Here is a 26,255-nt window from a genome sequence, read left to right as displayed (position 1 = left end):
GTACAGCGCTAGTCGTCGTACGGGTCGTCCACCTCGGCACGGCCCCAGCCCTCACCGACCTGCGCGTGGTCGATGATCGAGAACACCGCGCCGGCCGGGTCGGCCAGGATCGCGATGCGGCCCCAAGGCGTGTCGTAGGGCTCGACCAGCACGGTGCCGCCGAGCATCAGCGCGTGCCCGGCGGTGGCGTCCGCGCCGCGCGCCGGGTCGACCGCGAAGTACACCATCCAGTGCGGCGGGGTCTGCGGCGGGTACTCCGGGCCCATCACGTACCGGTAGAGCACCGGTTCCTGCTCCAGCCGCCATTCCGCGTAGTCGATGCCGCGGCTGTCGCCCACCTGCAGGCTCGTGTACTGGAAGAGCCGGCAGAAGAAGTGGTCCGCGGCGCCGCCGTCGCGGGTGTTGAGGTCGGCGCCGTCGAAGGTGTTCGGATGGCCGGTCGCGAACGCCCAGTCCGGCGGTGGCTGCCACAGCACGAACGGTGCCCCCGAGGGTTCGATCGCGTGCACGATGCAGCCGCGGTGGGGCAGCACGGTCGGCTCCAGGGTGACGGTCCCGCCGAGCCGCTGCACCCAGCTCGCCGCCGCGTGGGCGTTGTGCACCGAGATGTTGATCATCCACGCGCTCGACTGCCCCGGCGCGGCCTGGTACAGCCCGCCGACGGGCACGCCGCCGAGCGTGCCGATCAGGTACCGGCCGGTGCGCGTCGCGGGATCGCGGCTGAGCAGGTACGTCCAGCCGAAGAGCCCTTCGTAGAACCGGTGCGACGCCGCCTCGTCCACGGTGGCGAGTTCGACCCAGCAGGGCACACCGGACGGGAGTGGCGACGGGGCCGAGGATCCGAGGGACATACCGCCTCCGATCGGTGGGGAAGCAGCAGTCTAAGCGGAAGACGAAGCGCTTTCCGGAAACCCGCTGGATTATCCTTGTGGTGTGTGGAAGATCGCCCGGCGTGGGCAGCGGACCACGTCCCGGGCGGACGTCCTGCCCAGCCCCAACATCTGGTACTACCCGGACACCTACGAGCTGGAGAACCGCGCCCAGGACGTGGGCGGCGACATCTGGCGGGTGCTGGCCGCGGAATGCGACTGGGCCGGCAAGGACGTGCTCGACGTCGGCTGCGGGGATGGTTTCCACCTGCCGCACTTCGCCGCGACGGCACGGTCGGTGATCGGCGTGGAACCACACGAACCGTTGGTGGCCCGGGCCGAACGCCGCGTCGCGGAGCTCTCCGGAGTGCGGGTGCTGCGGGGTTCCGCGCAGCTGCTCCCGGTGCCGGACGCCAGTGCCGACGTGGTGCACGCCCGCACCGCGTACTTCTTCGGGCCCGGCTGCGAACCGGGTCTGCGCGAGGCGGACCGGGTGCTGCGGCCCGGGGGAACGCTCGCGATCGTGGATCTGGACGGCTCCAGTGAGCCGTACGGGAGGTGGATGCGGGCCGATCTGCCCGACTACGACCCGGCCGCGGTGGACGACTTCTTCGCGGCCCAGGGTTTCCGGTGCCGGCGGGTGACGGCCCGGTGGTGGTTCGCCGACGCGGAGAGCCTGTCGGCGGTGCTGCGCATCGAGTTCAGCCCCGGAGTGGCCGACCGCGCCATCGACGAAGTCCTACGGGACAACGGATCGCGGGGCCGGCACTCCCCGGCGGCCGGGTTCACGGTGCCGGTGGGCTATCGCGTGCTCGTCCGCGTCAAGCCCACCGGCCTCGTGCTGCCCGGTCACTCGGTGTCGTCCGTGCCGTCGGCGTCGTCGGTGTCGATCTCGCCGAGCACGGCGTAGATCGAGCGGCGGGCTTCGTTGAGGATCTCCGCCGCACGCCGCTTCTGACCGGAGGTCCCGGCCTGGGAGACCTGGACCGCCGCGGCGGCCAGCATCCCGCCGGCCTTGCGCAGATCGACCTCGGTGGGGTCGACGTCGTGGGCGATCTGCTCCCACGGCGGCTTCCCGTCCTGGCCTTCTGCGGCCGCACGGCCGGCGTCGGTCAGCTCGAACAGGCGCTTGCCGCCCTCTTCGCGAGCCACGACCAGACCTTCGTCGGCCAGCAGCTGGAGCGTCGGGTAGACCGAGCCCGGGCTCGGCCGCCAGAAGCCACCGCTGCGTTCGGCGATCTCACTGATGATCTCGTAGCCGTGCCGGGGCTGTTCGGCGAGCAGGGCGAGGATCGCGGCGCGCACGTCGCCCCGGCGTCCTCGCCGCCCGCGGTGCGGGCCATGTGGACCGCCGCGTCCCCGGAACTCGCCGCGCGGTCCACCCGGGCCCCAGCCCGGGGGGAAATCTCCGAAACCGCCGCGGGCGAAGGGGCCGAAGGCCGGGCGCTCACGGTGCGGGGGGAATGGGTGGTGTCTCATGTCGGTTCTCCTTCCGTACTGTTCCGACATGTTCACGATATATCGGAAACTATCGGAGTGCAAGCGGGGGAAAACCGTTCGCCACCTCCCACGGTGATCGTTACGCTGCGTGGCGTGGCAGACGCGGACTACCTCACGACCAACCGGGCGCTCTGGGACGATCGGGTCCCGGTCCACCTGGACAGCGACTTCTACGATCTGGCGGGCTTCCGGGCGGGCGGCCAGACGCTGCGGGAGTTCGAGACGGCCGAGGTCGGCGAGGTCGACGGCCGCAGCCTCGTGCACCTCCAATGCCACTTCGGGCTGGACACCCTGTCCTGGGCCCGTCGCGGCGCCCGCGTGACCGGTCTGGACTTCTCCGGCAAGGCGATCGACGCGGCCCGGGAGGTCGCGCAGGAGGCCGGACTGCCGGCGCGGTTCGTCGCGGCCGACGTGTACGACGCCGTGTCCGTGCTGGGTGAGACCTACGACATCGTCTACACGGGACTGGGTTCGCTGTGCTGGCTGCCCGATGTCGGCCGCTGGGCCCGCACGGTCGCCGAACTGCTGCGCCCGGGCGGGTTCCTCTACCTGGCGGAGTTCCACCCGTTCGCCGACGTCCTCGATGAGGACGAAGGCCGCACGGTCACCTACGACTACTTCGCCGAGGGGCCACAGGTCTGGGAGGACAACGACAGCACCTACGCCGACCGGGAGGCGCGCGTCCAGCACGCCCGGTCGGTGGAGTTCGCCCACGGCCTGGGCGAGGTGGTCACGGCGCTGCTCGACGCCGGCCTGCGCCTGGACTTCCTGCACGAGCACGACTTCACGCTCTGGCAGCGGTTCGCCGTCCTGGAACGGCACGGTGTCGCCTACCGGCTCCCGGCCGGGCGCCCCCGGGTTCCGCTGCTGTACTCGTTGCGGGCCACCCGGCCGCAGTAGGGGGCGGCGCCCGGCCGGGCCGCGGGGCCGGGACGCGGGAGGGCGTGGGACAATGTGTGGTTGTGTCGACATTGCCGCTGCTCTTCGAGGCTCCCCGGCGTGGGATGCCGCCTCGCCACCTCGCCGACCTGACCGCCGCCGAACGCGCGGCGGCCGTCAGCGACCTCGGCGAGAAGCCGTTCCGCGCCAAGCAGCTGTCGAACCACTACTTCGCCCGGCTGACCGCCGATCCGGCCGCGATGACCGACATCCCCGCCGCCGCGCGCGAGCGGCTGGTGTCCGAGCTGATGCCGCCGCTGCTCACCGAGGTGCGCGCGGTGGCCTGCGACGACGGTGCCACCCGCAAGACGCTGTGGCGCGCGCACGACGGCACGCTGCTGGAAAGCGTGCTGATGCGCTACCCCGACCGGGCCACGCTGTGCATCTCCAGTCAGGCCGGCTGCGGTATGGCGTGCCCGTTCTGCGCGACCGGTCAGGCCGGGCTGACCCGCAACCTGTCCACGGCCGAGATCGTCGACCAGGTCCGCTCGGCCGCCGCGGTCATGCGGGACGGGCTGATGCCCGGCGGTCCGGGGCGGCTGTCGAACATCGTGTTCATGGGCATGGGCGAGCCGCTCGCGAACTACAAGCGGGTGATCGCCGCGGTCCGGCGCATCACCGATCCGGCCCCGAACGGCCTGGGCATCTCCCAGCGCTCCGTGACCGTGTCGACGGTCGGCCTGGCCCCGGCGATCCGCCGGCTGGCGGACGAGAAGATGCAGGTCCGGCTGGCGGTGTCGCTGCACACCCCGGATGACGAGCTGCGCGACACCCTGGTGCCGGTGAACAACCGCTGGCCGATCGACGAGGTCCTGGAGGCGGCGCGGTACTACGCCGACACCACGGGCCGCCGCGTGTCGATCGAGTACGCGCTGATCCGCGACGTGAACGACCAGCCGTGGCGCGCCGACCTGCTCGCGAAGCGGTTGCGCCGGCACCTGGGCCGGCTGGTGCACGTCAACCTGATCCCGCTGAACCCGACGCCGGGCTCGGAGTGGGACGCTTCGCCGAAGCCGGTGGAACGTGAGTTCGTGCGGCGCGTCAACGAGGGCGGCGTGGCCTGCACCGTGCGGGACACGCGCGGGCAGGAGATCGCCGCCGCGTGCGGGCAGCTGGCCGCCGAGGGCTGATCACCCGGGGCTGCGCAGACCGGCCGCCTCTAATCTGGGCCTCGTGCCGATTCCACGTGCGTCCCGGCAGGTCCTGACCGACGGGGCTGTCGCCGTGCTGTGCGTGGCGGTGTTCTGGCTTCCGCTCCCACCGGGACCGGTCGTCGTGCTCGTGCCGCTCTTCGTCGCCGGGGTCCTGATGCGGTCGCGGTGGCCGGCGGTGGCGTTCGGCGTCGTCGCGACGGTGACTCTCGCGGGCGCGCTGCTCGGCCTCACGCCCGATCCGTTCGTCGCGGCGGCGTGGACGCTGTACCCGCTGGTGGTCCGGGCCGGCGGCGCACGCTCCTCCCGGGTCGCGCCGGTGACGCTCGTCGTGGTCGTGGCCGTCCTGCTCACGGCCGGATCGACGGCGTGGGACGACGTCCTGCGGTACGTCATGGTGAGCCTGCTGGTGCTGGCGGGCGCGTTCCGGCTCGGCGAATCGATCCGGCGGGAGCGGGAGGAAGCCGCGCGCCGTGCGGTGCTCGAAGAGCGATTGCGGGTGGCGCGGGAGGTGCACGACGTCGTGTCGCATTCGCTGGGCACGATCGCGGTCACCGCCGGGGTCGCGGCCCACGTCGGCTCGGACGACGCCGCGAAGCTGACGAGCCGGTTGACCCGTATCGAGCGGACGGCCAAGGACGCCCTGACCGATCTCCGGTCGGTGCTCGGCGCGGTCCGGGACAGCGCTCGCCCCGCCGAACGCGCGCCTCAGCCGGGGATCGCCGACCTCGAAGCCGTGGCCGAACGGGTGCGCGGCACCGGCATCGACGTGACCCTCGCTGTGCGGAACGCGGACGGCCTGCCCCCGAGCACGGGGCTGGCGGTGTACCGGATCGTGCAGGAAGGGCTGACGAACGCGGCCACGCACGCGCCGGGCTGCCGGTGCGCGGTGTCCGTCGTGGTGCTCGACCGCGAGGTCGTCGTGGAGGTGACCAACAGCGGTGGAACCATGGGCGGCGGACGTCACGCCGGGGGAGGGTTCGGTCTGATCGGGTTGCGGGAGCGGGTGGAGTCGCTCGGCGGCGAACTGACGGCCGGCTCGACCGCGGACGGCGGTTTCGCACTGTGCGCGGTGCTGCCGGAGCCCCGCGGGTGAGCGGGCGGATCCGCGTTCTCGTCGCCGAGGACGACGACCTCCTGCGCGGCTCGCTGTGCGAACTGGTCACCGCCGACGCGGGTCTGGTGCTCGTGGGCGAGGCGCGGGACGGCGCCGCCGCGGTCGCCGCGGCGCGCCGGCTGCGTCCGGACGTGGTGCTGATGGACATCCGGATGCCGGTGCTGGACGGGCTGGCGGCCACCCGCGAGGTGTGCGCGTCCTCCGCGGCCCGGGTGCTGATCCTGACGACCTTCGACCTCGACGAGTACGTGTACGAGGCGCTGCGCGCGGGAGCCTCCGGGTTCCTGCTGAAGAACGCCGGCCCGCCGGAGATCCTCCGCGCGGTGCGGACGGTCCACGACGGGCACGCGATGCTGGCGCCCGAGGTGACGGGCCGGGTGATCGCGGAGTTCGGCCGGCGCCGCGACCAGCCGGAACGCGCCCGGTTCGACGAGCTGACGGAACGCGAACGGGACGTCGTCGCGGCGATCGCCGAAGGCATGTCGAACGACGAGATCGCCGCCGCGTTGTTCCTCAGCCGCGCGACGGTGAAGACGTACCTCAGCCGGTTGTTCGACAAGCTCGGCGTCCGGGACCGGACACAACTCGTCGTCCTCGCCTATGAAACCGGGTTCGTCGACTCGCTGCGCCGTTGAGTGTCAACCTTTGGCCGATGCCGCCCGGCCCCGCCAGGCCACAGGCTGGCGGCATGATCGAAATATCGGGTCTGGTCAAGCGGCACGGCGCGAAGGTCGTGGTGCGCGAGGTCAGCTTCACCGCGAAGGCCGGTCAGGTCACCGGGTTGCTCGGCCCCAACGGGGCGGGCAAGTCGTCCACGCTGCGCATCCTCCTCGGCCTCGACTCGGCCGACGCGGGCGCCGCGCTGATCGGCGGGAAGCCGTACCGGTCGCTGCGGAATCCGTTGCGGACCGTGGGCTCGCTGCTGGAGGGCAGCGGGGCGCACCGCTCGCGAACCGCGCGCGGCCACCTGGCATGGGTAGCCGCCAGCAACGGCATCCCGCGGCGGCGGATCGCCGCGGTGCTCGACCTCGTCGGGCTCGGTGACGCGGGGCGCAAGCGGGTCGGCGCGTTCTCCCTCGGCATGAACCAGCGGCTCGGGCTCGCCGCGGCGCTGCTCGGGGAACCGGACGTGCTGGTGCTGGACGAGCCGGTGAACGGCCTCGATCCGCACGGTATCCGGTGGCTGCGGGAGTTCCTGCGGGCCTACGCGGGAGAGGGCCGGACGGTGCTGCTGTCCAGTCACCTGATGAGCGAGCTGGCCAGCACGGCCGACCACCTCGTGGTGCTCAACCGCGGCACGGTCGTCCACAGTGGATCCGTGGCCGAGGTCACCGCCGGGCACGCATCGCTGGAGGACGCCTTCTTCGCGCTGACCGGGGAGAGCCGATGACGTACCTGGGCGCCGAGTTCCGCAAGCTGGTGTCGTTGTGGCCGGCCCGGATCGCGGCCGGGATCTGCCTCGTCGCCGCTCCGGCGATCACCGGTCTGAACGCGAACACCATCCGCTCGCGGCTCGCCGAGGGCCATCCGCTCGGCGACCGGAACCTCACCGAACTGAGCATCGAGACCGGTGCCGTCGGCGCCGCCGCCGGGGTGCTGCTCGGTGTCGTCGCCATCAGCAGCGAGTACACCGCCGGCGCGGCCGACGCCGGTGGCGGGCGGCAGATCACGCCGAGCCTGACCAGCCAGCCACGCCGCGTCCGGCTGTTCACGGCGAAAGCGGTGGTCGTGGCGCTGGTGACGGCCGCGCTGACCGCCGCGTCGGTCGTGCTGGGGGTCGTCGTGGGACAGCCGTTGCTGGGTCCCCACGGCGTGTCGCCCGCGCAGGCGCTCGACGCGCTCGGCTGGCGGATCGGCGGGGTCTCCCTCTACTGCACCTGCATGTCGCTGATCGCGCTCGCCGTCGCCACCGTGACGCGCGGCGGGGTGGTGCCGCTGGTCGTGCTCATCGCCAACACCACGGTGGTCTCGGTGTCGTTGCTGCTGGCCAAGGTCTTCCCGCCGGCGAAGTTCCTGCCCGACGCGGCAGGGGCGCAACTGTTCGTGCGGAACAGCCCCCTGACGGCGCCGCTGTCACCCACCGCGGGCGGTCTCGTGCTGGCCGGGTGGACCGTGCTCGCGCTCGGGATCGGCGTGGTGGTCTTCCACCGGCGGGACGCCTGACGTGCCGGGCAGCAACGCGCTCCGCCACGTCGTCCTCGCCGAGCTGATCAAGTTGGCGACCCTGCGCGTGGTGCCGGGGACGGTAGCCCTCACCGTGGTCGTCGCGCCCCCGCTGGGCCACCGCGCGGTCGAGTTCGGTCAGGCGGGATTCCTGCTGCTCGGGGTCCTGGCCGCGGCCACCGAGTACGCCGGGGGGCAGATCCGCACCAGCCTGGCCGCTGTGCCGGACCGGCTCGTGCTGCTCACCGGGAAGGTGCTCGCCTACCTCGCCGTCGCCACCCCGGCCGCCGCGCTGACCGGCGCGCTGTCGTCCGGCGTGCCGGTGGCGGGAGCCGCCGCGTACCTGGTCCTGATCGGCCTGCTCGCGCTCGCCGTCGGCCTCGCGGTGCGCAGTCTCGTCGGGGCGCTGGCGACGGTGGTGACGCTGGTGTACGTGGTGTCCCCGCTGCTGCCCGCCGCCTACCTGCCCGACCGGGCCGGGGCGGCGCTCTACCGGCCGGGCCCCCTGCCACCCGCGCTGGGTGGCCTGGTGCTGGCCGGGTGGCTCGTCGCCGCGCTCGCCGTCACCGGCTTCCTCTTCGCCCGGCGGGACGCCTGAGCAGCAAAAAGGGGCCCCTCGCCGAGGGGCCCCTCATCGTGTCCGGTGCGTCAGCGGCGCCAGGCCGTGCGCTTCTTCCGGAGGTCCAGCAGCAGTCCGATCACGATGGCGATCGCGATGCCGACCAGCCACACGTTCTCGGTGTTGTTCTCGTGGTTGTTGTAGATCATCGCCAGCAGCACGACGACGGAGATCCAGCCCGCGATGCGTCCGCCCTTCGGGAACCTGCCGTGCCAGCCCCACTCGGCCGACGGCTCGTCCCGCGGGTCCACCTTCGCCGGAGCGGCCTGCTGCCGCTTCTCGACCGCCTTGCTCGCCACGATCACTCCTCCAGGCCCTGCACGAACGTCCAACTGGATGATTCCACACCCCGACGCGCCCCGCGCCGATGACCCGCTCGGACGCGTTCGCGACAATGGCCTCGATGAACGCACCCCGCACCGTGCTCGTGCTCGGCTCGACCGGCTCGATCGGCACCCAGGCCCTGGACGTCGCCGCCCGCAACCAGCACCTCTTCCGCATCGCGGGTATCGCCGCGGGCGGGTCCGATCCGGCGCTGCTCGCCGCGCAGGCGCTGGCGCACCGGGTCGACGCCGTGGCAGTGACAAGGCCCACGGTGGTCGAGGACCTGCAGCTCGCGCTGTACGCGGAGGCGCAGAAGCGCGGCTACTCGCGGGGCGAGTTCAAGCTGCCGCGCATCTTCGCCGGCCGCGACGCCGTCGGCGAGCTGATCGGCGCGGTGCGGGTCGACGTCGTCCTCAACGGCATGCCCGGCTCCCAGGGCCTGGCACCGACGCTCCAGGCGCTGGAGACCGGCGCGACCCTGGCACTGGCGAACAAGGAGTCGCTCATCGCCGGCGGGCCGCTGGTGCTCGAGAAGGCCCGGCCCGGCCAGCTCGTCCCGGTCGACTCCGAGCATTCGGCGATGGCGCAGGCGCTGCGCGGCGGCCGTGCCGAGGAGGTCGACCGGTTCGTGCTCACCGCCTCGGGCGGCCCGTTCCGCGGCCGCAAGCGCGCCGACCTGGTGGACGTGACGGTCGCGGACGCGCTGGCGCACCCCACCTGGTCGATGGGACCGCTCGTCACCATCAACTCGGCCACGCTGGTCAACAAGGGCCTGGAACTGATCGAGGCCAGCCTGCTCTTCGGCGTGCCGTGCGACCGGATCGACGTGGTCGTGCACCCGCAGTCGGTCGTGCACTCGATGATCACCTTCACCGACGGCTCGACGCTGGCCCAGGCCAGCCCGCCGGACATGCGCCTGCCCATCGCGCTGGCGCTGAACTGGCCGGACCGGGTGCCCGGCGCCGCCCCGGCCTGCCGGTGGGACCAGGCCGCGCAGTGGACCTTCGAACCGCTGGACAACGAGGCGTTCCCGGCGGTGGAACTGGCCCGGCACGCCGGCACCGTCGGCGGCTGCCTGCCCGCGGTGTACAACGCGGCGAACGAGCAGGTGGTGGCCGCCTTCCTGGCGCAGAACGCCGGCTTCACGGCGATTGTGGACACTGTTACCCAGGTGGTGGAGGCCGCCGACGAGTGGCGTCGTGCGCCGAGCGACGTCGCGGAGGTACTGGCGGCCGAGGAGTGGGCGCGAGCCCGGGCCGCGGAGATCCTGACCGGAGGGAAGTAGCGGAGTGCTCGCCTACATTTTCGGGGTCGTGCTGTTCGCGCTGGGCATCTGCGTGTCCGTCGCGCTGCACGAGGCGGGGCACATGGTGACCGCCAAGGCGTTCGGCATGAAGGTCCGCCGTTACTTCGTCGGGTTCGGCCCGAAGGTGTTCTCCTTCCGGCGGGGCGAGACGGAGTACGGCCTGAAGTGGATCCCGCTCGGCGGGTTCTGCGACATCGCGGGCATGACCGCCTTGGACGAGGTGACGCCGGACGAGGCGCCACGCGCGATGTGGCGGTTCAAGACGTGGAAGCGCACGGTCGTGATGTCGGCCGGGTCGGTCACCCACTTCATCCTGGGCTTCGTCGTCCTGTACCTGATGGCCGCGACGATGGGCCTGCCCAACGCCGTCGTGGGCAAGCCGCAGATCGCCACGGTCTCCGAGTGCGTGCGCAGCGCGACCACCGACCAGGAGTTCGCCAACCCGGTGTGCCGTCCGGGCGACGCGGCCCCCGCCAAGACCGGCGGTATCCAGCCGGGCGACGAGATCGTGTCGGTCAACGGCACGCCCACCAAGACCTACGCCGAGGTCACCGCGCTGATCCAGCAGTTGTCCGGCCCGGCCCGCTTCGAAGTGCAGCGCGACGGGCGGATCGTGCCGCTGACGGTCGACGTGGTGCGGGTCGACCGCCCGGTCCCGGACCCGGCCAACCCCAAGGGGCCGGAGAAGGTCGTCTCCGTCGGCTCGATCGGCGTCACCTTCCCCGGCACGCTGCACTACAACGCGGTCACCGCGCTCGGCGGCGCCGCCACGTTCACCGGTGACATGTTCGTGCAGACCTGGCAGCGCCTGGTCGAGTTCCCCCAGCGCATCCCGGCCGTGGTGTCCTCGATCTTCGGCGGTGAGCGCGACCCGAACACGCCGGTCAGCGTGGTCGGGGCGAGCCGCATCGGTGGCGAGGCGGTCGAGGCCGGGCTGTGGTCGCTGTTCCTGCTGCTGCTGGCGAGCCTGAACTTCTTCGTCGGCGTGTTCAACCTGCTGCCGCTGCTGCCGCTGGACGGCGGGCACATCGCGATCGTCTGGTACGAACGCGTGCGCGACTGGATCCGCAAGCTGCGCGGCAAGGCCGCCGGTGGTCCCGTCGACTACTCGAAGCTGTCCGCGGTCACCGTCGTCCTGGTGCTGATCGGTGGCGCGGTAACCCTGCTCACCGTCACCGCGGACATCGTCAACCCCATCAAGTTGCAGTAGCGCCGCGTTCGCGCAGGTCAGGTCCCAGTCGCCGAAGCAGCCGTCCCGGCCGGTCCGCACCGGGCGGGGCACGGCCTGTGAGTAAGCTGGACATCGTCAGCAGCCCGTCTCAGGCCGCAGAGGATTCGATGAGCGTCGAGCTTGGTATGCCCGCCCTCCCGCCCCCCGTGCTCGCCGAGCGGCGCCGGACGCGCCAGCTCATGGTGGGCTCCGTCGGCGTCGGCAGCGATCACCCCATCTCGGTGCAGTCCATGACCACGACGCTCACCGCCGACGTGAACGCGACGCTGCAGCAGATCGCGCAGCTCACCGCCGCCGGATGCGACATCGTGCGGGTGGCCTGCCCGTCCGCGGACGACGCGGAGGCGCTGCCGGCGATCGCGAAGAAGTCGCAGATCCCGGTGATCGCCGACATCCACTTCCAGCCGAAGTACGTGTTCGCCGCGATCGAGGCCGGTTGCGCCGCGGTGCGGGTCAACCCGGGCAACATCAAGAAGTTCGACGACAAGGTCAAGGAGATCGCCCAGGCGGCGAAGGACCACGGCACGCCGATCCGGATCGGCGTCAACGCCGGTTCCCTGGACCCGCGGCTGATGAAGAAGTACGGCAAGGCGACGCCGGAGGCGCTGGCCGAGTCGGCGCTGTGGGAGGCGTCGCTGTTCGCCGAGCACGACTTCCACGACATCAAGATCTCCGTCAAGCACAACGACCCGGTGGTCATGATCCGGGCCTACGAGATCCTCGCCGAGCAGTGCGACTACCCGCTGCACCTCGGCGTCACCGAGGCCGGCCCGGCGTTCCAGGGCACGATCAAGTCGGCGGTGGCGTTCGGCGCGCTGCTGCGGCAGGGCATCGGCGACACGATCCGGGTGTCGCTGTCCGCGCCGCCGGTCGAGGAGGTCAAGGTCGGCATCCAGATCTTGCAGTCGCTGAACCTGCGGCCGCGGAAGCTGGAGATCGTGTCGTGCCCGTCGTGCGGCCGCGCGCAGGTGGACGTCTACAAGCTGGCCGACGAGGTGACCGCGGGCCTGGAGGGTATGGAGGTCCCGCTGCGCGTCGCCGTGATGGGCTGCGTGGTGAACGGTCCCGGTGAGGCGCGCGAGGCCGACCTGGGCGTCGCGAGCGGCAACGGCAAGGGCCAGATCTTCGTCAAGGGCCAGGTCATCAAGACCGTGCCGGAGCACCAGATCGTCGAGACGCTGATCGAAGAGGCGATGCGGATCGCCGAGGAGTCGGGTGACGCGGAAGGTAGCGGTCAGCCGGTCGTGACGGTCAGCTAATCTCCGTCGCAGAGGGCACAGTCCGGGCCCTCCGGCCGCTATCCTTGGGGGACGCGCGCGTGGACGGCAGGAACGGGGTGGGTCGATGAGCACCGCTTTCGCGGGTTCGGCGATGGCCTGGGAACGGCTGCTGGACACCTGGCGTGAACTCCAGGTGCCGGAGGGCTGGCGCCCGGAGCTCACTGCCGAGGGGATTCAGATGACGCCGCCGCCTGGGGGAAAGCACAACCTGATCGCGGATCTGGTGGACGATGCACTACGCCGGGTTCGCCCTGCGGGGTGCGGGATCTTCCAGACTCTGGGTGTCGGTATCCACGCGACTGGAAGCATTTACGTGCCGGACCTCTGCGTCGTTCCGCGGGATGCCGTCCCGGACGACTCCGATCCCGTCCTGGCCGAGCACGTGCTCCTGGCCGTCGAGATCACCTCACCCAGCAACGGCGAACACGACCGGAAGAAAAAGAAGTGGGCCTACGCCCACGGTGGCATCCCGCAGTACCTGTTGATCGACGCCTTCGACGAGGACGGTCCGGCCGTCTCGCTGTTCACCGAGCCGGTCCAGGGTGTCTACAGCCGCACCGTGCGGGTCCCGTTCGGGCAGCCCGCCGAGATCGGTGAGCCGTTCGGAATCCGCTTGGAGACCGCCGGGTTCTGAGGCCATGACCGGCGCGGAGTGGGCCGTCCGCCGGCCGCATCCCGAGTTGCGGCCGCTGATCACCCGCTACATCGGTTACACCCAGGCCGGCGGGACACTCCGGACGCACCGCGCGTTGCCCTCGCGGCACGTCACGCTCGTCGTCAGCCTCGCCGAGCCGCTGCACTTCACCGGACTGCCCCGGCCCGGGCAGCGACCCATCCGGGTCAGCGCCGCGCTCGGGGGCCTGCACATCGCGCCCGCGGTGATCGCGCAGCAGGGGTTCCAGTCCGGCGTGCAGGTCGAGATCGATCCCCTCGCGCTGCCCGCCCTGTTCCGGGTTCCGGCCGCCGAGCTCAGCAACCAGGTCGTCGACCTCGCCGAGCTGGGGCCGGCACACCTCCCCGAACGACTCGCGGCAGCACCGGACTGGGAGCACCGCTTCCGGATCCTCGACGACGTGTTCCGCCGGGCCCGGGCGGACCGCGAACCGGCCGGACCGTCCGCGGAGGTCGCCTGGGCCTGGCGCCACCTGGCCGCGGCCGGCGGCCTGATCCGCGTCGCGGACCTCGCCGCGGAGATCGGCTGGAGCCGCCGCCACTTCACCGAACGCTTCCGCCGCGAGCTGGGCGTGCCGCCCAAACAGGCTGCCCGCGTGCTCCGCTTCGAACGCGCCGCGGCGAGACTCCGGCGCGGTCCCGCCGACCTCGCCACGCTCGCCGCCGAGTGCGGGTTCTACGACCAGGCCCATCTGTCCAACGAGTGGCGCGCTCTTGCCGGCTGCTCGCCCCGCACCTGGATCACCGAGGAGTTCCCATTCCTTCCGGACCCCGGGGCCACGCCGGACGCAGACACAGGAGCATGACCGGAAACCCGCCCATAGTCCGGCCTGCGTTCCGGTACGACGGGACCCGCTCGGCGCTGGAGTTCGTCACCGCGGTGCTCGGCTTCCGCTGACGGCAGCACCAGGCGCACCGGCGGTGTGCACGCCGACGTGACCTGTGGACCTTCGGCACCTACCGCGGCGCACCGTGATCGTCCACGATTTCCCGTTCCACCACTCCGTCTGGCAATCTGGTGGATGTGTTGCGGCTCGCCGGTGCACGGCTGCTCAGTGAACGGGATCAGGCCGTCGTCCGCGCCGTGCTCGCGGCGGACCCGGTGGCCAGTTGCATGGTCAGCGCTCGCGTCGAGGTGGCGGGCCTGGACCCGTGGCGGCTCGGCGGTGAGCTGTGGGCCGCCGACTACCGGGGCACGCGCGGCGGCCGGCTGCCGGGGTTGTGCTTCTCCGGTCCCAACCTGATTCCCCTGCGCGGTAACGCCGCGGCCCTGCGCTCCTTCGCCGACCGAGCTCTGCGCAAGCAACGCGTCTGTTCGTCGCTGGTCGGCCCGGCCGAGCAGGTGCTCGGGCTGTGGGACGAGCTGGCGGCGGAGTGGGGCCCGGCCCGCGAGGTCCGCGACGATCAGCCGCTGATGGCGATGGACACCGAGCCCGTCGTGAAGCCCGACCCGATGGTGCGGCCGGTGCGGCCGGACGAGCTCGACCGGTACCTGCCGGCGGCGATCGCCATGTTCATCGAGGAGGTCGGCGTCGACCCGCGCGACGGCGACGGCGGGGCGAGCTACCGCGCCCGCGTCGCCGAGCTGATCGCCGGCGGCCGCGCGTTCGCCCGGTTCGAGAACGGTGAGGTCGTGTTCAAGGCCGAGATCGGCGCGCTGTCCCGCAGTGTCGGACAGATCCAGGGCGTGTGGGTGCGCCCGGACCGGCGCGGGCGCGGGCTCGGTGCCGCGGGGACGGCGGCCGTGGTGAGCCGCCTCGTGAACGGTCTCGGCCGCACCGCGAGCCTCTACGTGAACAGCTTCAACAGCCCCGCGCTGGCCGCGTACCGGCGGATCGGGTTCAGTCAGGTCGGCAGGTACGCGACCGTCCTGTTCTGACCGGGCTCACGGCCGCCTCCGGCGCGGTGGTCGTAGGGTGGAGCCATGTCCCAGCGTGCTCCGTTGACCCCCGGCGTCCAGACGCCGCGCCGCCCCGTTCCCGCCAGCATTCCGCGTCCCGAATACGTGGACAAGCCGGCGCCGAAGCGGGACACCGGCAACGGTGTGCGCACGCCCGAGGTCATCGAGGCGATGCGCGTGGCGAGCAGGATCGCCGCGCAGGCGTTGGAGGAGGGCGGCAAGGCCGTCAAGCCGGGCAACACCACCGACGACGTCGACAAGGTGGTGCACGAGTTCCTGCTCGATCACCACGCCTACCCGTCCACCCTGGGCTACCGCGGCTTCCCGAAGTCCTGCTGCACGTCGCTGAACGAGGTGATCTGCCACGGCATCCCGGACTCGACGGTGATCGAGGACGGAGACATCTGCAACATCGACGTCACCGCCTACATCGGCGGTGTGCACGGCGACACGAACGCGACGTTCTGCGCCGGTGACGTGTCCGAGGAGGTGCGCCTGCTGGTCGAGCGCACCCACGAGGCGACGATGCGGGCGATCAAGGCCGTGCGCCCGGGCCGCCAGCTCAACGTCATCGGACGCGTGATCGAGTCCTACGCGAAGCGGTTCGGCTACGGCGTGGTGCGCGACTTCACCGGCCACGGCGTCGGCCCGGCCTTCCACACCGCGCCGACCGTGCTGCACTACGAGGACCCGTCGGTGAGCACGGTCATCGAGGAGGGCATGACGTTCACGATCGAGCCGATGATCACACTCGGCTCGATCGACTACGACATCTGGGACGACGACTGGACGGTCACGACGAAGGACAAGAGCTGGACCGCCCAGTTCGAGCACACCCTCGTGGTGACCGCGGACGGCGCGGAGATCCTCACGCTTCCCTGATCAGTTCGTCCAGGAAGCCGGCGGCCTCGGCCATCGCGCGGTCGGCGTCGCCGGCCGCGATGGCCGCCAGCAGGCCACGGTGGCCGATCGCCTCGGTCTCCGGCAGGTGCGGCCTGGTGGTGGCCGCGACGCTCGCCGTGACCGCCTCCAGGATTCCGCGGTACAGCTCGGTGAGCAGTTCGTTGTGGCCGGCGCGCACCACCGCGAGGTGGAACTCGGTGTCGGCGCGCACGTAGGTTTCGATGTCCTCCGCGCGGTAGGCCTCGTCGCGCTGGTCGAGCAGCGCGCGGATGATCGCCAGCTCGTCGTCGGTGCGGACGGTCGCGGCGAGCCGCGCGGCCTCGACCTCCAGCGCCCGCCGCACGCCCAGCACCTCCCGCAGCTCCGAGCCGCACAACCGGCGGATCGCGCCGGACACCTCACTCGTCGCCCGCACGTAGGTGCCGTCGCCCTGACGCACCTCGAGCAGCCCGCTGTGCGCGAGCGCGCGGACGGCTTCGCGCACCGTGTTGCGGCCGACGCCGAGGCTTTCGGCGAGTGCCGGTTCAGTGGGGATCCGCTGCCCGATCGGCCATTCGCCCTGCGCGATGGCATCCCTGAGCTGCCCGATCACCTGGTCGACCAGGCCGGTCCGGCGGGTAGTGGCGAGTGGCACTGGGATAGTCCCTTCACCCGATCATCCTATGTTTGTCATACTAGCGCCATGACGGTCCACGATGAAGCCTCGGTGCAGGAGCACAGATCCGTCCCCGCGCACCGGGTGCTCATCGGCACCGGCCTGCTGGCGGTGGCCGTCCTGCTGGCGGCGCTGAACCTGCGCCCCGCGGTGACCAGTGTCGGCTCGGTGCTCGACGAGATGCGCGACACGCTGGGCGCTTCCTCGACCTGGGCGGGCGCGCTGACGACGGTGCCCGGACTGTGCTTCGCGTTCGCCGGGCTGACCGCGCCCGTGGTCGCGCGGCGCCTGGGCATCGCGACCGCGGTGACGCTCGCGCTCGCGTTGCTGGCGGGCGGCCTGGTGCTGCGGGTGCTCGACGGACCGCTGGTCGTACTGGGCGGCACCCTGATCGGCACCGCCGGCATCGCGCTGGCGAACGTGCTGATCCCGGTCGTGGTGAAGGAGTCCTTCGCGACCCGGATCGGCCTGATGACCGGCCTCTACACGGGTGCGCTGCAGGCCGGCGGTGCGCTCGGCTCGGCGCTGACCCCGCCGATGGACAGCGCGTTCGGCGGCTGGCGGCCCGGGCTCGGCAGCTGGGCGGCACTGGCGGCCGCGGCGCTCGTGCTGTGGCTGGCGGCCGCGCGCACCCGGCCGGGCGGACCGGCGTCCGGCGAGAGCGCGGCGAGCGCCCGTTCGCTGTTCCGCAGCCCGCTCGCGTGGATCGTGACGATCTTCTTCGGCATGCAGTCGTGCCTGGCCTACATCGTGATGGGCTGGCTGCCGCAGGTGCTGATGGACGCCGGGGTCAGCCGCGGGGACGCCGGGCTGATGCTGGGCCTGGTGTCGCTCCTCGGCCTGCCGATCAGCCTGGTCGTGCCGCCGCTGGCGGCCAGGCGGGGCAGCCAGAGCGGGTGGATCGTGCTGCTCGGGCTGTTCGGCGTCGTGGGCGTGGCCGGCCTGATGATCGCCCCGGCCGCCGCGCCGCTGGTGTGGTCGATCTTCCTCGGTATCGGCATGGCGGTGTTCTCGCTGGCGCTGACCACGATCGCGCTGCGAGCCCGCACGGGCGCCGAGACGGCCAAGCTGTCCGCGATGGCGCAGGGGATCGGCTATCTGCTGGCCGCCGTGGGTCCGTTCCTGTTCGGCCTCCTGCACGACGTGACGCACGGGTGGACCGTGTCGTTCGCGATGCTGCTGGCCGTCGTGGCGATGGTGATGGTCTTCGGCTTCTTCGCGGGCCGCCCGCGCTACGTCTGAGCACCGGCGGCCCCGCGGCCGCTACCTGACTAGAGCGGCAGGTTCAGCAGCGCGTTCTCGATCAGCTCGGGCATCGCCGGGTGGATCCAGTACTGGCCGCGTGCCATGGACTTGGCGTCGAGGCCGAAGCTCATCGCCTGGATCAGCGGCTGGATCACCGTTGGCGCCTGCGGGCCGATGATGTGCGCGCCGATCAGCTGCCCGGTGTCCGGGTCGGCGAGCAGTTTCGCGAACCCGCTCAGATCCTCCATCGCCCACCCGTAGGCGATGCCCGCGTAGTCCTGAGTGGACGTCACGTACCGCACGCCCCGCGCTTGCGCCTGCTGCTCGGTCAGGCCGACCGACGCGATCTGCGGCGAGGTGAACACCGCGTGCGGCACGAACCGGTGGTCGGCCGTCATCGGCTCGTCCGGGTGCAGCAGGTTGTGCTGCACCACCCGCGCCTCGTGGTTGGCGACGTGCTTGAGCTCGTAGGGCGAGGAGATGTCACCCAGCGCGTAGATCCCCTCCACCACGGTCTGCTGGTGGTCGTCGACCACCACGTGCCCGTCCTCGGTCGTGGTGACCCCGGTCGCGGCCACGTCCAGCAGGTCGGTGTTCGGCCGGCGCCCGATCGCGATCAGCAGCTCGTCCGCCGTCACGGTTTCCGCGCCGTCCGGGCCTTCCAGGTCCAGCGCCACCCCGGTGCCGGAGGGGCGGACCCGCACGGTCTTGCGGTCCAGCCGGACGTCGTACCGCTGCGCGGCCAGCTCGGTGAAGCGCTTGCTGATGTCGGAGTCCTCGCTGCGCAGCAAGGCGCCGGACCGGGCGATCACCGTCACCTCGACGCCGAACGAGCGGAACACGTGCGCGAACTCGGCGGCGACGAACCCGCTGCCGAGGATGACCATCCGCGCGGGCAGGGTGTCGAGCCGCATCACCGTGTCGGAGGTGTGGTAGCGGACGTCCTCGAGCCCGGGCAGGTCCGGCACCACCGCGCGCCCGCCCGCGGCGAGCACGAACCGGTCCGCGGTCACCACCTCGTCCGGCCGCCCGTCCGCGAACGACACGGTCAGCTCCTTGCGGCCGGTGAAGCGCCCCTGCCCCTCGTACACGGTGACGTTGGCGTTGTCCTCGTGGTTGCGCCGGTACTCGCGCCCGCCCGCGGCGATCGGGTCGATGCGGCCGAAGATCCGGTCGCGGACGTCGGTCCAGCGCACCTTGTCCAGCGTCTCGTCCACACCGAAGCGGCTCGACACCGCCGGCGTCGCGGCCAGGTCCGCGGTGTGCACGAACATCTTGGTCGGGATGCACCCGACGTTCAGGCACGTGCCCCCGAACACGCCCTTCTCGACGATCGCCGTCCGCCAGCCGGCGAACCGGGAATCGAGGATCGAGTTCCCGGAGCCGGTCCCGACGATCACCAGGTCGTAATGCGGCACGTGTCCAACCTCCCAAAGCGGTTCGATCCGGTACAACCGGTGCGGACCCGGAATCTGTTCCCGTCGCTACCCGCCGGTGGCCGTGAAGTGCATCCGGTCCGTCGGCTCCCGCCAGGCGCCACCCCAGCTCCACCCGATCGCGGCGAAGGCCCGCACGGTCGCGTCGCCCGGTTCGACCATGCCCGGCCGTACCCACGACCGGTCCAGGTACGCCGAGGACAGCTCCGGCAGCACCAGATCGCCCTTGGTGTACGGGTTGCAGAACGGGTCCAGGTCGATCGCCAGGCCGTAGGCGTGCGCGGACCAGTTCGTCTGGCCCCGGACCGGGCGGCACACGAAGGCGCTGGTGTTGTTGCCGTCCCCGGTCGGGGGCGCGTCCAGCTCGGCCGGGGAGGTCACCCGCATCTCCTCGATGGCGAACCGCGCCTGGAACAGCTGCCCGAACACCCGCGTCACGTCTCCCGCCACGGAGGCGTTGACCAGCATCTCGCCGGTGTGCGCCCGCCCGTCGAAGCCCCAGAACGACATCGTCAGGTACCGCAGCGCGGATGCGGGAACCGGGCACGCGGACTGCCACGTGCTGCGGGCCAGCACGTCCGGCGGGACCGGAGCGATCGTGGACGCGTAGCGGCCGCCGGCGGGCGGCGGGAGGAAGTCCTGGCTGGGCAGGCGGCGGTCGCGCAGCGCGGCCGGCGTCGGGCGGATCTCGCCGAAGCCGTCCGGCCTGCGGGGCAGCGGGGTGGCGCCCACTTGCCAGGACGGGGGAGCGGCGGAAGTGGTGGTGCCGGAGGCCGGCGGTGCGGTGGTGGTCGTGGTCACCGGGGGCGACGGCGCGGGCGGCGGAGGCGGCGGCCCGGGCGGGGCGCCGCACGCCACGAGCCCGAGCGCCAGCAGCAGCGCCACGATTCCTCGCACCCGTCCAGCTTCCCAGACGGAGGACCACCCGATCCGGTGACATGCGTCCGGGCGCTTGTCCATTACTGTATGTGCGGCAATCTCACGGCCCGGAGTCGGCCGGCGACGAGATGTTGCCACCCGGGGGACCACCAGCCTTCTCGAAGGGAGCGCGCATGGCGAAGCACCGTCGACGCGACCGCAAGTTCCGCCTGGCGCTGACCGCGGCCATCGCCGCCGCCGCCTTCCTGCCGGTGGCCGCGGTGGCCATGCCGAGCAGCGGCGCCCGCCCGAACATCGTGGGCGGCACCGAGGCGTCCATCGGCAGTTACCCGTACGCGGTGTACCTGACCGACAAGAACGGCAACCAGTTCTGCGGCGGTGTCCTCGTCAGCTCCACGGCGGTCGCGACGGCGGCCCACTGCGCCAAGGCTGTGCAGCGGTCGGACCTGCGGGTCGTGGCCGGCCGGCAGGACAAGCGCACGAACGACGGCAAGGTCGTGCCGGTGCGTGAGGTGTGGGTGCCGGACTCCTTCTCCGATCCGGGCAAGGGCGACGACGTCGCGGTCCTGAAACTGGCCCAGAGCCTGCCCTACCGGCCGGTGAACCTGCCCGCGGACGACTCGCCCTACGCCGAGGGCACGCAGGCGACCGTGCTGGGCTGGGGCCGCACCGCCGACGGCGGCGCCCGTTCCGACTACCTGCGCAAGGCCGACGTGCCGGTGGTCAGCGACGCCGGCTGCGGGGCCAGCTACTCCAACTACGACTCCCGCTCGATGGTGTGCGCCGGATACCCGCAGGGCCAGGTGGACGCGTGCCAGGGCGACTCGGGCGGCCCGCTGGTCGTCGGCGACACGCTGATCGGGCTGGTGTCGTGGGGCGACGGCTGCGCGCGGCCGGGCAAGCCGGGCGTCTACACGCGGGTGCTGACCTACGCCGGCGAGATTCGCAGCGAAGCCGAATCGTCGCGGCTCGTGTTCTGGTAATCAGGAGTTCGTGAACCCCGACAGCGGTGTCCGCGGACCGGACCTCACCACGCAGCAGCTGTACGACATCCTCCGGCTCCGGGTGGATGTGTTCGTCGTGGAGCAGGACTGCCCGTATCCGGAGCTGGACGGCAGGGATCTGCTCCCGACGACCCGGCACTTCTGGATCGAGGGGCCCGACGGCGTCGAGTCCTACCTCCGCGTTCTCGACGAATGCGACGGGGTCCAGCGCATCGGCCGGGTCGTCACCGCGCAGCGCGCGCGGGGGCGGGGGCTGGCCGCCCGGCTCATGACGGCGGCGCTGATCTCGGTCGGCGACGCGGACAGCGTGCTCGACGCCCAGACCTACGCGCGCGGCTTCTACGAGAAGTTCGGCTACGTCGCCGAGGGGGACGAGTTCGACGAGGACGGCATTCCGCACATCAGGATGCGGCGCCGGCTGGTGCCGACTCGCTGATCACCTTGACCGCGGTGTCCACATCGGACTCGGCGAGGTCGGCCCTGGCGGTCAGGCGCAGTCGGGACACCCCGTCGGGGACCGACGGCGGCTGGAAGCAGCCGACCAGCACGCCCTGCTCGGCGCAGCGGGCCCCCCACTCGGCGGCCGCCTCGGCGGAGGGCGCCTGCACCGAGACGATCGCGGCTTCCGGGCTGCTCACCCGGAACCCGGCCGCGCGGAGCCCGTTCGCCAGCGTCATCGCGTGGGTGAGGACTTTCTCCGGCAGGCCGGGCTCGGACTTGAGCACCCCGAGCGCGGCCAGCGCCGCCGCCGCGCCGGCCGGGGCGAGGCCGGTGCCGGAGACGAAGCTGCGGGCCGTTTCGGCGAGGTGGCGGATCACCCGGCGCGGCCCGAGGACGGCGCCGCCCTGCGCGCCGAGCGAGTGGGACAACGTGATGGTGGTGACCACGTCCGGCTCGCCGGCCAGCCCGGCCGCGTGCACCGCGCCGCGGCCGCCGTCACCGAGCACCCCGAACCCGTGCGCGTCGTCCACCAGCAGCGCCGCGCCGTGCTTGCGGCACACCTGGGACAGCTCGCGCAGCGGCGCGAGATCCCCCTCGATCGAGAACACCGAATCGGTGACCACCAGCGCGCGTGGCTTGCGGCGCGTCGCGAGCGCGTGCTCGACCGCCGCCGGATCGACGTGGTTGATCGCCGCGACATCCGTGCGGGACAGCCGGCAGCCCTCGATCAACGAGGCGTGGATGTGCTTGTCGCTGACGATCGCCGATTCGGTGCCGGACAGCGCGGTCACGGCGCCCAGGTTGGCCGTGAACCCGGAGGGGAACACCAGCGCGGCCTGCGCGCCGCAGAACCGGGCCAGCTCGTACTCCAGCTCCGTGTGCAGCTCCGTCGACCCGGTCGTCAGCCGGGAACCCGTCGCGCCCGCACCCCAGCGCAGCGCGGCCGCGGCGGCCGCACCGGCCACGCGCTTGTCACGGGCCAGGCCCAGGTAGTCGTTCCCGGCGAGATCCAGCTCCCGTGAGGCAGCTGTGCGCGGCCGCAACCGGCGGGACAGTCCGGCAGCAGCGCGCTTCTCCGCCGCGACGTCGAGCCAGTCGAAAACCTGCGCTGGGGAGGGTGCCGGTACGTTCACGTGACGCAGTGTCGCACCGCACCCGGGCCGGACAGTGGAGGGGCCATGACCGAGACCAGACCGGCCGCGATGCCGGAGGACTGGAACCGGGCGCTCGCGGTGGTCGCCCACCCCGACGATCTCGAGTACGGCACCGCCGGGGCGATCGCGCGGTGGACGCGCCAGGGGAAGTCCGTGGTGTACCTGCTCGCCTCGCACGGGGAGGCCGGGATCGACAGCATGCCACCCGAGGAGGCCGGGCCGCTGCGCACGCGGGAGCAACGGGCCGCGGCCCGGGTCGTCGGCGTCGAGGAGGTCGAGTTCCTGGACCACCCGGACGGCCTCATCGAAAACGGCATCCCGCTGCGGCGCGACATCGCCGCGGCCATCCGGCGGCACCGCCCGGAGCTGGTCCTGACGATCAACCACCGCGACACGTTCGACGGGGGCGGGTTCAACATGGCCGACCACCGCCACGTCGGCGCGGCGACCCTGGACGCGGTCCGGGACGCGGCCAACCGCTGGCTGTTCCGCGATCTGGGGCTCGACCCGTGGGGCGGCGTGCGGTGGATCGCGGTGAGCGGTTCGCCCTCGCCGACGCACGCCGTGGACATCACCGGCACGTTCGACCTGGCCGTCGCGTCCCTGCGCGAGCACAAGGCGTACCTGGCCGCGCTGGGCGGCGGCGAGATGGCCGAACCGGAGCCGTTCCTGCGGCGGTTCGCGGCCGCCGCGGGTGAGTCGGCCGGGGTGCCGCTCGCCTGCACCTTCGAACTGTTCGAGGTCTAGCGCCGGATGCGGTAGGTCACGTGGATGGCGCGCGCCCCGGTGCGGGACGAGGTGCCCTCCATGTCCAGACCGCGCAGGCCCGCGAAGAGCCGTTCGCCCTCGCCCAGGACGATCGGGGCGATGTGCAGGCGCAGCTCATCGAGCAACCCCGCGGCCAGGAACTGGTTCACCGTGGACGCGCCGCCGGCGATCGAGATGTCCCGGTCCCCGGCCGCGGCGCGGGCCTGCGCCAGCGCGGACTCGATGCCGTCGGTGACGAAGTGGAACGTGGTGCCGCCCGCCATGACCACCGGCTCACGCGGGAAGTGGGTCAGCACGAACACCGGGCCGTGGTACGGCGGCTCCTCGCCCCACCAGCCGCGCCAGTCCTCGTCCCACTCGCCGCGGACCGGGCCGAACATGTTGCGCCCCATGATGAAGGCGCCGGCGTCCACGATCGCGTCGGTTTCGGCCCGGTTGTCCGCCGCCCGCTCCAGGTGCCACTCGTGCAGGGCCAGACCGCCTTCGCCGAGCGGGTTCTCCCGGCTCTGCCGCGGCCCCGCCAGGAACCCGTCCGCCGACACGCTCAGATTGCTGTACACCGTGCTCATCACGCCTCCCTTACTGATTGCGGATTGCAACCGGTTTTGGGAACTGTAAGGCACGAAGAACCGGTTGTAAACTGCAAGCGGAAGGGGGTGCCGGGTGTGACGGACGAACGCCGGTCGGGCTGCCCGATCAACCTCTCGGTCGAGGTGCTCGGCGACAAGTGGTCGCTGGTGGTCATCCGGGACATGATGTTCGGCAACCGGCGTCATTTCCGCGAGCTGCTGCACAACTCGGAGGAGCGGATCGCGTCGAACATCCTCGCGTCGCGACTGCAGCGGCTCACCCGGCTGGGGCTGGTGACGCGTGCCCCGGACCCGGCGCACAAGCAGAAGGTGATCTACAGCCTGACCGAGCCGGCGATCCAGCTCGTACCGATCATGGCCCACCTCGGCGCGTGGGGCTGCCGGCACCTGCCGGTCACGCGGGAGCTGGCCGTCCGGGCCGAGCTGCTGGAGCGCGGCGGCCCGGCGCTGTGGGACGACTTCATGGACGAACTGCGCGAGCAGCACCTGGGGATCCCCCGCCCGGCAGGACGCGAGTCGGTGTTCGCCCAGCTGCGTGCCGCCTACGACGCCGCACTCGCAGAACAGCCCGCCTGAGGGTGGTTCGAACCTGGGTCCGGCACCTGGAACGAAAAACCGCCGCGACCCGGATCGGGTCGCGGCGGTTCTCAACGCCCCGGGTCAGCCGGCGGACGACGTGCTGCGGCGGGGGCCGCGGCCCGGACGCCCCTGCCGGTACCCGCCGCCGTGCCCGCGGTCGCGGTCACCGTAGCCACTGCGGCGCGGGCGCTGCGGCCCGCCGAACCCGCGCGAGCCACCCCGCCGCGGCGCGGTGTCACGCGGACGGTCGACCACCGGAACACCGCTGGGCTCGCGGGCTCCGGTGATGTCGGACAGCTTCGCGTCACCGGGACGGACCACCAGCTGGTCGGCGCGGACGCCGGCCTGGTCGGTCATCCGGCGCACGGTGCGCCGCTGGTCCGGGGTGATCAGCGTGACGACCGTGCCGGACGCCCCGGCGCGCGCGGTGCGGCCGGCGCGGTGCAGGTAGTCCTTGTGGTCGGCGGCCGGGTCGACGTGCAGCACCAGGCTGACGTCGTCGACGTGGATGCCGCGAGCGGCGACGTCCGTGGCGACCAGCACCGTGGTGTGGCCGTCGCGGAAGTCCTGCAGCACCCGGTTGCGCTGGCCCTGCGACTTGCCGCCGTGCAGCGCACCGGCCCGCACCCCGCGCTCACGCAACCGGTCGGTCAACCGGTCGACGTGGTGCTTGGTGCGCACGAACATGATCGTGCGGCCCTCACGGGCACCGATCTCGGTGATCACGGACTGCTTCTCCTGGCGGGAGACCTGGAACACGTAGTGGTCCATCGTGTCGACGCTGGCCGTGGCCGGCGCGACCGAGTGCTCCACCGGGTCGTGCAGGTAGCGGTTGACCAGCTGCCCGACGTCACCGTCCAGCGTCGCGGAGAACAGCAGCCGCTGCCCGTCCGCCGGGGTCAGGTCCAGGATCTCCCGGACCTGGGGCAGGAAGCCCATGTCGGCCATCTGGTCGGCCTCGTCGATGGCGACGAACTGGACCTCGCTGAGGTCCGCGGTGCCCTGCCGGACGTGGTCCGACAGACGGCCCGGCGTGGCGATCAGCAGGTCGACGCCGCGGTGCAGCGCGTCGGCCTGCCGGGGGAAAGCCATCCCGCCGACGGCGGTCCGGCACCACAGGCCCAGCGCGCGGGCCAGCGGGGTGAGCGCGTCGCTGACCTGGAGGGCCAGCTCGCGGGTGGGCACGAGGACCAGGCCGCGGGGCTTCCGCGACCGGGCCTTGCCGCCGTCGAGGCGGGCCAGCAGGGCCAGCCCGAAGGCGAGGGTCTTCCCGGACCCGGTCTGCGCCCGGCCGAGCACGTCGCGCCCGGCGAGCGCGTCCGGCAGGGTCGCCGACTGGATCGGGAAGGGTGCGTCGATGCCGGCCTTGCGCAACGCGCCGAGCAGCGGCTCGGGCAGGTTCAGGTCGGCAAACGACTGCACGGTGGAAGTGGACTCAAGGGTGATGCTCACGCACTGCCTCTCGGACGTGGTGGTACGTCGCAAGGGAGGCCCGGTGTGCCTGCGCGCAGGCAGGCGGAAGAACAAGTT

29 protein-coding genes are annotated in these 26,255 nt (G+C 72.1%); 20 read left to right on the top strand and 9 right to left on the bottom strand.

All coding sequences use genetic code 11. The annotated features are described in order from the left end of the window. Positions 1-8: 8 nt before the first annotated feature. Positions 9-851: a VOC family protein gene (locus tag FHX46_RS21810; RefSeq protein ID WP_167118210.1), complete on the bottom strand. Its 843-nt coding sequence runs from the start codon at positions 849-851 to the stop codon at positions 9-11. 82 nt (positions 852-933) lie between these two features. On the opposite strand from FHX46_RS21810, the gene FHX46_RS21805 reads away from it, so the two are divergent. Next, positions 934-1,779 (top strand): class I SAM-dependent methyltransferase, encoded by an 846-nt coding sequence (locus FHX46_RS21805; RefSeq protein ID WP_167118207.1) that lies wholly within the window; start codon positions 934-936, stop codon positions 1,777-1,779. Here the strand turns inward: FHX46_RS21805 and FHX46_RS21800 are convergent. Next, positions 1,719-2,174 carry a PadR family transcriptional regulator gene (locus FHX46_RS21800; RefSeq protein ID WP_167118204.1) on the bottom strand — a complete coding sequence of 152 codons (456 nt, stop codon included), beginning with the start codon at positions 2,172-2,174 and terminating at the stop codon, positions 1,719-1,721. The genes FHX46_RS21805 and FHX46_RS21800 overlap by 61 nt on opposite strands. A 288-nt stretch (positions 2,175-2,462) precedes the next feature. Between FHX46_RS21800 and FHX46_RS21795 the strand changes: the two genes are divergently transcribed. From FHX46_RS21795 to FHX46_RS21765, 7 genes are all read left to right on the top strand, one after another. Then, entirely contained in the window at positions 2,463-3,269 is an 807-nt protein-coding gene (locus FHX46_RS21795) for a class I SAM-dependent methyltransferase (protein WP_167118201.1), read from the top strand. Between the two features lie 62 nt (positions 3,270-3,331). Further along, positions 3,332-4,438, top strand: coding sequence for a 23S rRNA (adenine(2503)-C(2))-methyltransferase RlmN (rlmN, locus tag FHX46_RS21790; protein ID WP_167118198.1), 1,107 nt, complete (start codon positions 3,332-3,334; stop codon positions 4,436-4,438). A gap of 43 nt (positions 4,439-4,481) precedes the next feature. Continuing rightward, entirely contained in the window at positions 4,482-5,555 is a 1,074-nt protein-coding gene (locus FHX46_RS21785) for a sensor histidine kinase (RefSeq protein WP_167118195.1), read from the top strand. Continuing rightward, complete coding sequence (locus FHX46_RS21780) at positions 5,552-6,211, top strand: response regulator (RefSeq protein ID WP_167118192.1); 660 nt, start codon at positions 5,552-5,554, stop codon at positions 6,209-6,211. The genes FHX46_RS21785 and FHX46_RS21780 overlap by 4 nt, the downstream gene beginning before the upstream one ends. A 53-nt stretch (positions 6,212-6,264) precedes the next feature. Continuing rightward, on the top strand, positions 6,265-6,966 hold the full coding sequence (locus FHX46_RS21775; RefSeq protein ID WP_167118189.1) for an ABC transporter ATP-binding protein: 702 nt from the start codon (positions 6,265-6,267) through the stop codon (positions 6,964-6,966). Further along, positions 6,963-7,739, top strand: a complete 777-nt coding sequence (locus FHX46_RS21770) for an ABC transporter permease (RefSeq protein WP_167118186.1) — start codon at positions 6,963-6,965, stop codon at positions 7,737-7,739. Before FHX46_RS21775 ends, FHX46_RS21770 begins: the two co-directional genes overlap by 4 nt. A 1-nt stretch (position 7,740) precedes the next feature. Next, complete coding sequence (locus tag FHX46_RS21765) at positions 7,741-8,337, top strand: ABC transporter permease (RefSeq protein ID WP_167118183.1); 597 nt, start codon at positions 7,741-7,743, stop codon at positions 8,335-8,337. 50 nt (positions 8,338-8,387) lie between these two features. Here FHX46_RS21765 and FHX46_RS21760 read toward each other — a convergent pair whose 3' ends face one another. Next, positions 8,388-8,657: a DUF2631 domain-containing protein gene (locus FHX46_RS21760; RefSeq protein WP_167118180.1), complete on the bottom strand. Its 270-nt coding sequence runs from the start codon at positions 8,655-8,657 to the stop codon at positions 8,388-8,390. A gap of 104 nt (positions 8,658-8,761) precedes the next feature. On the opposite strand from FHX46_RS21760, the gene dxr reads away from it, so the two are divergent. The 7 genes from dxr to map all read left to right on the top strand — a co-directional run bounded on the left by dxr (position 8,762) and on the right by map (position 15,953). Further along, a complete protein-coding gene (gene dxr, locus FHX46_RS21755) occupies positions 8,762-9,967 on the top strand; it encodes a 1-deoxy-D-xylulose-5-phosphate reductoisomerase (RefSeq protein WP_243871323.1) in 1,206 nt (401 codons plus the stop codon). Positions 9,968-9,971: 4 nt separating this feature from the next. Then, positions 9,972-11,198, top strand: coding sequence for a M50 family metallopeptidase (locus tag FHX46_RS21750; protein WP_167118174.1), 1,227 nt, complete (start codon positions 9,972-9,974; stop codon positions 11,196-11,198). A 128-nt stretch (positions 11,199-11,326) separates the two neighbouring features. Continuing rightward, on the top strand, positions 11,327-12,478 hold the full coding sequence (ispG, locus tag FHX46_RS21745; protein ID WP_167118171.1) for a flavodoxin-dependent (E)-4-hydroxy-3-methylbut-2-enyl-diphosphate synthase: 1,152 nt from the start codon (positions 11,327-11,329) through the stop codon (positions 12,476-12,478). Positions 12,479-12,563: 85 nt separating this feature from the next. Continuing rightward, positions 12,564-13,133: a Uma2 family endonuclease gene (locus tag FHX46_RS21740; RefSeq protein ID WP_167118168.1), complete on the top strand. Its 570-nt coding sequence runs from the start codon at positions 12,564-12,566 to the stop codon at positions 13,131-13,133. Between the two features lie 4 nt (positions 13,134-13,137). Beyond that, positions 13,138-13,977, top strand: a complete 840-nt coding sequence (locus FHX46_RS21735; protein ID WP_167118165.1) for a helix-turn-helix domain-containing protein — start codon at positions 13,138-13,140, stop codon at positions 13,975-13,977. A 218-nt stretch (positions 13,978-14,195) separates the two neighbouring features. Continuing rightward, complete coding sequence (locus FHX46_RS21730; protein ID WP_167118162.1) at positions 14,196-15,050, top strand: GNAT family N-acetyltransferase; 855 nt, start codon at positions 14,196-14,198, stop codon at positions 15,048-15,050. A gap of 45 nt (positions 15,051-15,095) precedes the next feature. Next, a complete protein-coding gene (gene map, locus FHX46_RS21725) occupies positions 15,096-15,953 on the top strand; it encodes a type I methionyl aminopeptidase (protein WP_167118159.1) in 858 nt (285 codons plus the stop codon). Here map and FHX46_RS21720 read toward each other — a convergent pair. Continuing rightward, positions 15,940-16,608 (bottom strand): FadR/GntR family transcriptional regulator, encoded by a 669-nt coding sequence (locus FHX46_RS21720; protein ID WP_167118156.1) that lies wholly within the window; start codon positions 16,606-16,608, stop codon positions 15,940-15,942. The two genes, map and FHX46_RS21720, sit on opposite strands and share 14 nt — an antisense overlap. Before the next feature lie 48 nt (positions 16,609-16,656). Between FHX46_RS21720 and FHX46_RS21715 the strand changes: the two genes are divergently transcribed. Next, a complete protein-coding gene (locus tag FHX46_RS21715) occupies positions 16,657-17,871 on the top strand; it encodes a CynX/NimT family MFS transporter (protein ID WP_167118153.1) in 1,215 nt (404 codons plus the stop codon). Positions 17,872-17,900: 29 nt separating this feature from the next. On the opposite strand, the gene FHX46_RS21710 is transcribed toward FHX46_RS21715, so the two are convergent. Beyond that, the gene (locus FHX46_RS21710) at positions 17,901-19,292 is read right to left on the bottom strand and encodes a mycothione reductase (protein WP_167118150.1); all 1,392 of its coding nucleotides are present in this window, start codon (positions 19,290-19,292) and stop codon (positions 17,901-17,903) included. Positions 19,293-19,358: 66 nt separating this feature from the next. Next, positions 19,359-20,195, bottom strand: coding sequence for a M15 family metallopeptidase (locus FHX46_RS21705; protein WP_313886288.1), 837 nt, complete (start codon positions 20,193-20,195; stop codon positions 19,359-19,361). Between the two features lie 167 nt (positions 20,196-20,362). Here FHX46_RS21705 and FHX46_RS21700 point away from each other — a divergent pair, with 167 nt between their 5' ends. After that, positions 20,363-21,172, top strand: a complete 810-nt coding sequence (locus FHX46_RS21700) for a S1 family peptidase (RefSeq protein WP_167118147.1) — start codon at positions 20,363-20,365, stop codon at positions 21,170-21,172. A 10-nt stretch (positions 21,173-21,182) separates the two neighbouring features. Continuing rightward, a complete protein-coding gene (locus FHX46_RS21695; protein WP_167118144.1) occupies positions 21,183-21,629 on the top strand; it encodes a GNAT family N-acetyltransferase in 447 nt (148 codons plus the stop codon). Here the strand turns inward: FHX46_RS21695 and FHX46_RS21690 are convergent. Continuing rightward, entirely contained in the window at positions 21,595-22,767 is a 1,173-nt protein-coding gene (locus FHX46_RS21690; RefSeq protein ID WP_167118141.1) for an 8-amino-7-oxononanoate synthase, read from the bottom strand. The two genes, FHX46_RS21695 and FHX46_RS21690, sit on opposite strands and share 35 nt — an antisense overlap. Positions 22,768-22,812: 45 nt before the next feature. Here FHX46_RS21690 and FHX46_RS21685 point away from each other — a divergent pair, with 45 nt between their 5' ends. Then, positions 22,813-23,535 carry a PIG-L deacetylase family protein gene (locus tag FHX46_RS21685; RefSeq protein WP_167118138.1) on the top strand — a complete coding sequence of 241 codons (723 nt, stop codon included), beginning with the start codon at positions 22,813-22,815 and terminating at the stop codon, positions 23,533-23,535. Here the strand turns inward: FHX46_RS21685 and FHX46_RS21680 are convergent. After that, positions 23,532-24,125 (bottom strand): dihydrofolate reductase family protein, encoded by a 594-nt coding sequence (locus tag FHX46_RS21680; protein WP_167118135.1) that lies wholly within the window; start codon positions 24,123-24,125, stop codon positions 23,532-23,534. The two genes, FHX46_RS21685 and FHX46_RS21680, sit on opposite strands and share 4 nt — an antisense overlap. A 96-nt stretch (positions 24,126-24,221) precedes the next feature. Here FHX46_RS21680 and FHX46_RS21675 point away from each other — a divergent pair, with 96 nt between their 5' ends. Further along, positions 24,222-24,722 carry a winged helix-turn-helix transcriptional regulator gene (locus FHX46_RS21675; protein ID WP_167118132.1) on the top strand — a complete coding sequence of 167 codons (501 nt, stop codon included), beginning with the start codon at positions 24,222-24,224 and terminating at the stop codon, positions 24,720-24,722. 84 nt (positions 24,723-24,806) lie between these two features. On the opposite strand, the gene FHX46_RS21670 is transcribed toward FHX46_RS21675, so the two are convergent. Then, complete coding sequence (locus FHX46_RS21670) at positions 24,807-26,177, bottom strand: DEAD/DEAH box helicase (RefSeq protein WP_167118129.1); 1,371 nt, start codon at positions 26,175-26,177, stop codon at positions 24,807-24,809. Between the last annotated feature and the right edge of the window lie 78 nt (positions 26,178-26,255).

It is taken from the genome of Amycolatopsis viridis (assembly GCF_011758765.1).
Classification (GTDB): Bacteria; Actinomycetota; Actinomycetes; order Mycobacteriales; family Pseudonocardiaceae; genus Amycolatopsis_E; species Amycolatopsis_E viridis.
Note: the sequence above shows the minus strand (reverse complement) of the source record. Positions and strands in the feature narration are given on the sequence as shown.

Excerpts from the sequence above, each read along its gene's own strand:
- FHX46_RS21715 (WP_167118153.1), top strand. The coding sequence starts at position 16,657 with ATGACGGTCCACGATGAAGCCTCGGTGCAGGAGCACAGATCCGTCCCC.
- FHX46_RS21700 (WP_167118147.1), top strand. The coding sequence starts at position 20,363 with ATGGCGAAGCACCGTCGACGCGACCGCAAGTTCCGCCTGGCGCTGACC.
- ispG (WP_167118171.1), top strand. The coding sequence starts at position 11,327 with ATGAGCGTCGAGCTTGGTATGCCCGCCCTCCCGCCCCCCGTGCTCGCC.
- FHX46_RS21735 (WP_167118165.1), top strand. The coding sequence starts at position 13,138 with ATGACCGGCGCGGAGTGGGCCGTCCGCCGGCCGCATCCCGAGTTGCGG.
- FHX46_RS21740 (WP_167118168.1), top strand. The coding sequence starts at position 12,564 with ATGAGCACCGCTTTCGCGGGTTCGGCGATGGCCTGGGAACGGCTGCTG.
- FHX46_RS21775 (WP_167118189.1), top strand. The coding sequence starts at position 6,265 with ATGATCGAAATATCGGGTCTGGTCAAGCGGCACGGCGCGAAGGTCGTG.
- map (WP_167118159.1), top strand. The coding sequence starts at position 15,096 with ATGTCCCAGCGTGCTCCGTTGACCCCCGGCGTCCAGACGCCGCGCCGC.
- FHX46_RS21810 (WP_167118210.1), bottom strand. The coding sequence starts at position 851 with ATGTCCCTCGGATCCTCGGCCCCGTCGCCACTCCCGTCCGGTGTGCCC.
- FHX46_RS21685 (WP_167118138.1), top strand. The coding sequence starts at position 22,813 with ATGACCGAGACCAGACCGGCCGCGATGCCGGAGGACTGGAACCGGGCG.
- FHX46_RS21680 (WP_167118135.1), bottom strand. The coding sequence starts at position 24,125 with ATGAGCACGGTGTACAGCAATCTGAGCGTGTCGGCGGACGGGTTCCTG.
- dxr (WP_243871323.1), top strand. The coding sequence starts at position 8,762 with ATGAACGCACCCCGCACCGTGCTCGTGCTCGGCTCGACCGGCTCGATC.
- FHX46_RS21770 (WP_167118186.1), top strand. The coding sequence starts at position 6,963 with ATGACGTACCTGGGCGCCGAGTTCCGCAAGCTGGTGTCGTTGTGGCCG.